Source organism: Streptomyces sp. NPDC048643, from assembly GCF_040650615.1.
GTDB lineage: Bacteria > Actinomycetota > Actinomycetes > Streptomycetales > Streptomycetaceae > Streptomyces.
In genome coordinates this window covers 57,539-64,070 of sequence record NZ_JBEZHO010000050.1, presented here as the reverse complement: position 1 = coordinate 64,070, position 6,532 = coordinate 57,539, and the positions used below count along the sequence as shown (strand labels likewise).

The following is a 6,532-nucleotide window of genomic DNA, read 5'->3' as shown; positions in this document are numbered from 1 at the left end:
CGCGTGGCCGGTGATCGGCGGCACGCGCGCGGGGAGCCTCTTCTCTCGGAACGGCGCTCAGACCCGGCGCTCACCCGGTGCCGGGGGCTCGGTCCTCCGCGCTCGCAGCGGGTGGCTCACTCCTCGCCGGCCAGCGTCAGCGACCGCAGCCGCTGACCCGCGTACCAGGTGGCGGCGACGGTGACCACGACCAGCAGGACCGTCGCGGTGGGCAGGCCGACGTCCGAGGTGACGAGGTCGCCGCCGGTCACCTTGTGGCCCACGGCGAGCGCCCACTGCTGGACGCTGAGGGTGCGCGCGCCCGACACCAGGGAGCCGAACAGGGCCTCCCAGACGAGCGCGTAGACGAGTCCGAAGACCACGGCGTGCCGGGTCACGGTCCCGAGGAGCAGGAACATCGCGGCGTAGGCGATCGAGGCGACCAGCGCGGCGACGGTGTAGGCGACGGCGATCTGCTGGCCGTTGCCGTTGAGGATCATGCCCGCGATGAAGGTCGGCACCGCCGAGAACGCCATGGTGACGGCGATCGCGACGATCAGCTTGGTGAAGATGATCGTGGGCCGCTTGAGGGGCTTGGCCAGCAGGTACACCACCGAGCCGTCGTCGATCTCGGGTCCGATGGCGCCCGTGCCGGCGATGACGCCGATGATCGGCACCATGGTGGCGAGCGCGAAGCCGCCGAGCAGGTCCGAGGCCACCTGGTCGTCGGCACCGGAGAAGCTGCGGACAGCCACCGAGATGACGATGAGCAGGACGGGCAGGATGCCGAGGATGAGGGCCCGGCGGCGGCCGAGCAGGCCGCGGTAGGTGAGCCGGGCGACTGTGGGGTCGTACATCTTCGGCCTCCTACGCCGCGACAAGATACGAGAAGACGGATTCCAGGGACTCGTCGGACGGCGACACCGTCAGCAGCCGGATGCCGTGCTCGCGCGCGACCTTGGGCAGCAGGGCGGTGAAGCGGCCGAAGTCGACGGCCTGGATGCGCAGTGCGCCCTCGGCGAGGTCGACCTCGATGCCGGACGTCGACGGGTCCGCGATCAGTGCGGCGGCCAGTGCCCGGTCGTCGCTGGAGCGGATGAGGTAGCGGTGCGGGCGGTCGGTCATCAGGCGGCGGATCCGCCGGAAGTCACCGCTCGCCGCGTGCCGTCCGGCGACGATCACCTCGATGTGGGAGGCGAGCTGCTCGACCTCTTCGAGGATGTGGGACGAGAACAGCACCGTGCGGCCCTCGTCGCCCATGCGGCGCAGCAGGTCCATGAGCTGCATGCGCTGACGCGGGTCCATGCCGTTGAACGGTTCGTCGAGCAGCAGCAGCGACGGGTCGTGGACCAGCGCGGACGCCATCTTCACGCGCTGCCGCATGCCCTTGGAGTACGTGGAGATCTTGCGGTCCTGCGCGTACTCCATCTCGACGGTGGCCAGCGCCCGCTGGGCGGACTTCGCGCCGAGACCGTGCAGTTCGGCGTTGGCGACGACGAACTCGCGGCCGGTGAGGAAGTCGTACATCGCCTCGCGTTCGGGGACGATGCCGATGTGCCGGTAGATGTCCTCGTTGCGCCAGGTCGGGCGGCCGTCGAGGGTGACGGTGCCCGTCGAGGGGGCGAGGAAGCCGCCCATCATGTTGATGAGGGTGGACTTGCCGGCCCCGTTCGGGCCGAGCAGGCCGGTGACGCCGGGGCCGATCGTCATCGTGATGTCGTTGACCGCCACCACGTTGCCGAACCAGCGTGAGACGTGGTCGATGTTGAGGGTGGTCACAGCCCGACCTTTCGGTAGCGGCGCATCAGGAGGCCGTAGCAGCCGGCGATGAGACCCAGGACGACGACGAGGTAGACGACGCCCTGGCCGGACGAGGGGCCCACCTCTCCGGGGAAGGCGGAGGAGGCGCCCAGGAAGGCCGTCTGCACGCCGTCGATGAGCGTGATGGGCGAGAAGAGCCCGAGCCACGGGACGGCCCCGCTGCTGGACTGCTCGAAGGCGATGGCCTGGACGGTGGAGACCGCTCCGTAGGAGATGGTCAGCGCGGCGATGACGGCCGCGATACCGAACCCGCGGCGCGGGGTGACGGCCGAGATGACCAGGCCGATGCCGGCGAAGAGCAGCGAGAGCAGCGCCACGGAGACCAGCCCCTGTCCGAAGCCCTTCGTCTGGTCGGCGAAGTCGAGCTTGGCGAGCAGCGCGCCCACGTAGAGCACGATCAGCGGGGCCGCCGTGAGGATGAACAGGGCCGAGGCGAGCGCCGCGTACTTCGCGCGGACGTAGTCGGCGGTCTCGATGGGGCGCGAGAAGTACAGCGGCACGGTCTTGAAGCGCAGGTCGCGGGAGACCGCCTGGGGGCCCTGCGAGGCGACGTACAGGCCGATGACCGCCTGCATGATCACCGCGTAGCGCGTGTAGTCGACGGGGAGGTCCTTCGCCTTGGTGGCGACCGCGACGGCGACCATGATCAGCGCCGGGACGCAGATCACCACGAAGAGCAGCATCGGCAGGACCTTGGACTTGACCGAGCGGCCGAGTCCGTAGGCGCCGCGCAGGGACTGCGAGTACAGGGACCGGCGGGCGTAGGCGCGGCCGAGGCGCGGGCCGTCGTAGTTGCGATAGCCGATGTTGTGGATGCGGGACTGCTCACCGGGCTGGGTGAGGGGCTGCTCAACTGCCATGGCCGACCGCCTCCTTCCGCTGGTCGTCGCCGGTGCGCGGGTCCGTGCTCGCCGCGCGCTCGTCCTTGGTGCGCTGTTCGTCGCTGTCGTTGAAGACCTCGGCGATGTGGTGCCGTCGCTGTTCCATACGGACCAGGCCGAGGCCGAGGTCGGCGACCAGGTCGCGGACGAGGTCGTAGGTGTCCTCGCTCTCGGTGGTCAGCAGCAGGATGTGTCCGGCGCCCGGCAGGCCGCTGCCGTCGTGCGTCTCGATCCCGCGCGCGTGGAGCGCCTCGCGGACCGCGCGGGTGCCGTCCGGGTGCTCGTCGTTGTCGGTGACCTCGATGGCGAGGGTCGTGGTCGTCTGGGTGAAGTCCGTGGTGGAGCTGGAGCGCAGCAGCTTGCCGCCGTCGACGACGACCACGTGGTCGCAGGTGCGCTCCAGTTCGCCCAGCAGGTGCGAGGTGACCAGGACCGAGATGCCGAAGTCCGTGTGGATGCGGCGGATCAGTCCGAGCATGTCGTCGCGGCCGACCGGGTCGAGGCCGTTGGTCGGCTCGTCCAGGAAGACCAGCTGGGGGTCGTGGACGAGGGCCTGCGCGAGCTTCACGCGCTGCTTCATGCCCGTGGAGTAGCCCCCGATGGGGCGGTACCTCTCCTCGTAGAGCCCGACGTGGCGCAGCGTGTCCGCGGTGCGCTCGCGGGCCGCGGCCGGCGGGAGCCCGGACATGCGCGCCATGTGGACGACGAACTCGGTGGCCGAGACGTCGGGCGGCAGGCAGTCGTGCTCGGGCATGTACCCGACCCGCTCACGGATGGCGGCGCCTTCGGTGGCGACGTCGAGGCCGAGCACGCGTGCGTGGCCCTCGGTGGCGGGGGACAGACCCAGCAGGATCTTGATCAGTGTGGACTTGCCGGCTCCATTGGCTCCGACGAGTCCGGTCACACCGGGCCCGACGTCCACGGAGAGCCGGTCAAGCGCGGTCACCCGGGGGAACCGCTTGCTCAGGCTTTCGGTCGCGATCACAGTCACGATTCGAAGGTAGTGGCGCAGACCACAGGGGTCGTCAACCCGTGGAGGTGGATCCGTGTCAGCCTCCAGGCGTACGGGTCCTTAGGGGTCCCCCTGAGGTACACCCAACCGCGCGCCGGTTGTCCACATCCGTCCGGTTGTCCACAGGCCGCGCACCGGTCTATTGACGCGGCCTCTAACAACTGTCACATTCACCAGTGTCAAGTTACGGGCACGTACCGCAGTCGGTGTGGACAGGGTGGGGCGGTGGCATGACGACGGCAGTGGCAGGCGAACTCTCCGCGGAGCTGCGGGGGTTCAGAGAGGTGCAGCGTCTCGCCTACGAGTGCGCGGAGGCGGTCGCGGCGCAGCTGAAGCCCGGCGTCACCGAGCGTGAGGCGGCGCGGATGCAGCGGGTGTGGCTGCGCGAGCGCGGGGTGAGGGACTGGTTCCATCTGCCCTTCGCCTGGTTCGGCGACCGCACGGCGTTCGTCGGTTTCCGGATCCCGCTCCAGTTCTTCCCCACCAACCGCCGGCTGGAGCCGGGGATGCCCTTCATCCTCGACATGGCTCCGGTGCACAAGGGCTTCACGGCGGACATCGGGTACTCGGGCTCGCTCGGACTGAACCCCGTGCAGGACCGGCTGCTCGCCGATCTGGAGGCGCACCGGGAGCTGATCCTGCGCGAGGTGCGCGAGCGGCGGCCGCTGCGCGAGATCTACGAGGACGTGGACCGGCTCATGGTCCGCCAGGGGTACGCCAACCGGCACCGCGCGTATCCGTTCGGCGTGATCGCGCACAAGGTGGACCGGGTGCGGGAGCGACCTTGGTCACCGCGTCTGTTCGGGTTCGGCACGCAGTCCCTGAAGGGGCTGGCGAGCGACGCGCTGCACGGGCACCGGGACGGCTGGTCGCCCCTGTGGTCGCCGTACACCTTCTCCGACCACCCGCCCCACCCGGGGCTGTGGGCGGTCGAACCGCACCTCGGATTCCGGGGTACGGGCGCGAAGTTCGAGGAGATCCTGGTCGTCACCGACTCCAAGGACCCCGAGCAGAGCGCGTTCTGGCTCGACGACGATCTGCCGCACGTGCGGCGCTGGGCGGAGGACAAGTGAGTCTCGTGGGCGCGCGTGAGCGCTGGGTGCGGACGGGCGGGATCGAGCTGTGCGTCGCCGAGCTGGGCGACGACAGGCAGCCGACGGTCGTGCTCGTGCACGGCTATCCGGACTCCAAGGAGGTGTGGTCCGAGGTCGCCGTCCGGCTCGCCGACCGCTTCCACGTCGTGCTGTACGACGTCCGGGGCCACGGCCGCTCGACGGCGCCGCAGCCCCTGCGGGGCGGGTTCACCCTGGAGAAGCTGACGGACGACTTCCTGGCGGTCGTCGACGCGGTCAGCCCCGACGAGCCGGTGCACCTGGTGGGGCACGACTGGGGTTCGGTGCAGTCCTGGGAGTTCGTGACCGTCGCGCGCACCCAGGGCCGGATCGCGTCCTTCACGTCGATGTCCGGACCCTCCCTCGACCACTTCGGCCACTGGATCAAGCAGCGGATGAGGCGGCCCACGCCCCGCAGGGCCGGCCAGCTCCTCGGCCAGGGCGCCAAGTCCTGGTACGTCTACATGCTGCACACGCCGGTGCTGCCTGAGCTGGCCTGGCGCGGTCCCCTCGGCAAGCGCTGGCCGAAGATCCTCGAGCGGGTCGAGAAGGTGCCGGCGGGCGACTACCCGACGGCGTCGCTGCCCACCGACGCCGCGCACGGCGCCTGGCTGTACCGCGACAACGTCCGGCCGCGGCTGAGCCGTCCCCGCGACGACGCGTACGCGCACGCGCCCGTACAGCTCATCACGCCTCTAGGGGACGCCTTCCTCTCGGAGCGCCTCTACGACGGGCTGGAGGAGTGGGCTCCGCAGCTGGTGCGCCGCACGATCCCGGCCAAGCACTGGGTTCCGCGCACGCGACCCGACCAACTGGCCGCCTGGATCACCGAGTTCGTGACCGCCAACGAAGGGCGCGATGCGGGGATACCCGCGCCCTCGACGGTGGCCACCGGCCGACACGCCGAGCGGTTCGGCGGGCAGCTGGTGCTGGTCACCGGGGCGGGCAGCGGCATCGGCCGGGCCACGGCGTTCGCCTTCGCCGAGGCCGGCGCCCGGGTGGTGGCCGTCGACCGGGACGCGGAGAGCGCGGCCCGTACGGCGGAGATGTCCCGGCTCATCGGCTCCCCCGCGGCCTGGGCCGAGACCGTCGACGTCTCGGACGAGCAGGCCATGGAGAAGCTCGCCGAGAAGGTCGCCACGGAGTACGGCGTGGTGGACGTGCTGGTGAACAACGCCGGCATCGGACTCTCCGGCTCCTTCTTCGACACCACCCCGGAGGACTGGAAGAAGGTCCTCGACGTCAACCTGTGGGGCGTGATCCACGGCTGCCGCCTCTTCGGGAAGCAGATGGCCGACCGCGGACAGGGCGGCCATATTGTCAACACCGCGTCGGCGGCGGCGTTCCAGCCCTCGAAGGCGCTGCCCGCGTACAGCACCTCCAAGGCGGCCGTCCTGATGCTCAGCGAGTGTCTGCGCGCCGAACTGGCCGGCCAGGGCATCGGCGTCTCGGCGATCTGTCCCGGCCTGGTCAACACCAACATCACCGCGACCGCGCGCTTCGCCGGAGTCGACGCGACCGAGGAGAAGCGACGCCAGAAGCGGTCGACGCGGCTGTACGGGCTGCGCAACTACCCACCGGAGAAGGTCGCCGACGCCATCCTGCGCGCGGTCGTGCGCAACGAAGCGGTGGTTCCGGTGACTCCGGAGGCGCGCGGCGCCCATCTGCTGCACCGCTTCGCGCCCCGGACCCTGCGCGCGATCGCCCGGCTGGAGCCGCCGCTGTGA

Annotated in this window: 6 protein-coding genes; 2 read left to right on the top strand and 4 right to left on the bottom strand. The window is 70.5% G+C overall.

The genetic code is table 11. The features are described from left to right. Positions 1–116: 116 nt before the first annotated feature. From AB0C62_RS34125 to AB0C62_RS34110, 4 genes are read right to left on the bottom strand one after another with little or no spacing between them, the layout of a single operon-like run. Complete coding sequence (locus AB0C62_RS34125; RefSeq protein WP_081218273.1) at positions 117–836, bottom strand: ABC transporter permease; 720 nt, start codon at positions 834–836, stop codon at positions 117–119. A gap of 10 nt (positions 837–846) precedes the next feature. Beyond that, positions 847–1,758: an ABC transporter ATP-binding protein gene (locus AB0C62_RS34120; RefSeq protein WP_362979891.1), complete on the bottom strand. Its 912-nt coding sequence runs from the start codon at positions 1,756–1,758 to the stop codon at positions 847–849. Then, entirely contained in the window at positions 1,755–2,660 is a 906-nt protein-coding gene (locus AB0C62_RS34115; RefSeq protein ID WP_164372660.1) for an ABC transporter permease subunit, read from the bottom strand. The genes AB0C62_RS34120 and AB0C62_RS34115 overlap by 4 nt, the downstream gene beginning before the upstream one ends. Then, complete coding sequence (locus AB0C62_RS34110) at positions 2,650–3,666, bottom strand: ABC transporter ATP-binding protein (RefSeq protein WP_164372977.1); 1,017 nt, start codon at positions 3,664–3,666, stop codon at positions 2,650–2,652. The genes AB0C62_RS34115 and AB0C62_RS34110 overlap by 11 nt, the downstream gene beginning before the upstream one ends. 257 nt (positions 3,667–3,923) lie before the next feature. Here AB0C62_RS34110 and AB0C62_RS34105 point away from each other — a divergent pair, with 257 nt between their 5' ends. Then, on the top strand, positions 3,924–4,766 hold the full coding sequence (locus tag AB0C62_RS34105) for a M24 family metallopeptidase (protein WP_362979889.1): 843 nt from the start codon (positions 3,924–3,926) through the stop codon (positions 4,764–4,766). Further along, positions 4,763–6,532: an SDR family oxidoreductase gene (locus tag AB0C62_RS34100; RefSeq protein WP_362979887.1), complete on the top strand. Its 1,770-nt coding sequence runs from the start codon at positions 4,763–4,765 to the stop codon at positions 6,530–6,532. Before AB0C62_RS34105 ends, AB0C62_RS34100 begins: the two co-directional genes overlap by 4 nt.

Coding starts and splice junctions, on each gene's coding strand:
- AB0C62_RS34105 (WP_362979889.1), top strand. CDS start 3,924: ATGACGACGGCAGTGGCAGGCGAACTCTCCGCGGAGCTGCGGGGGTTC.
- AB0C62_RS34115 (WP_164372660.1), bottom strand. CDS start 2,660: ATGGCAGTTGAGCAGCCCCTCACCCAGCCCGGTGAGCAGTCCCGCATC.
- AB0C62_RS34125 (WP_081218273.1), bottom strand. CDS start 836: ATGTACGACCCCACAGTCGCCCGGCTCACCTACCGCGGCCTGCTCGGC.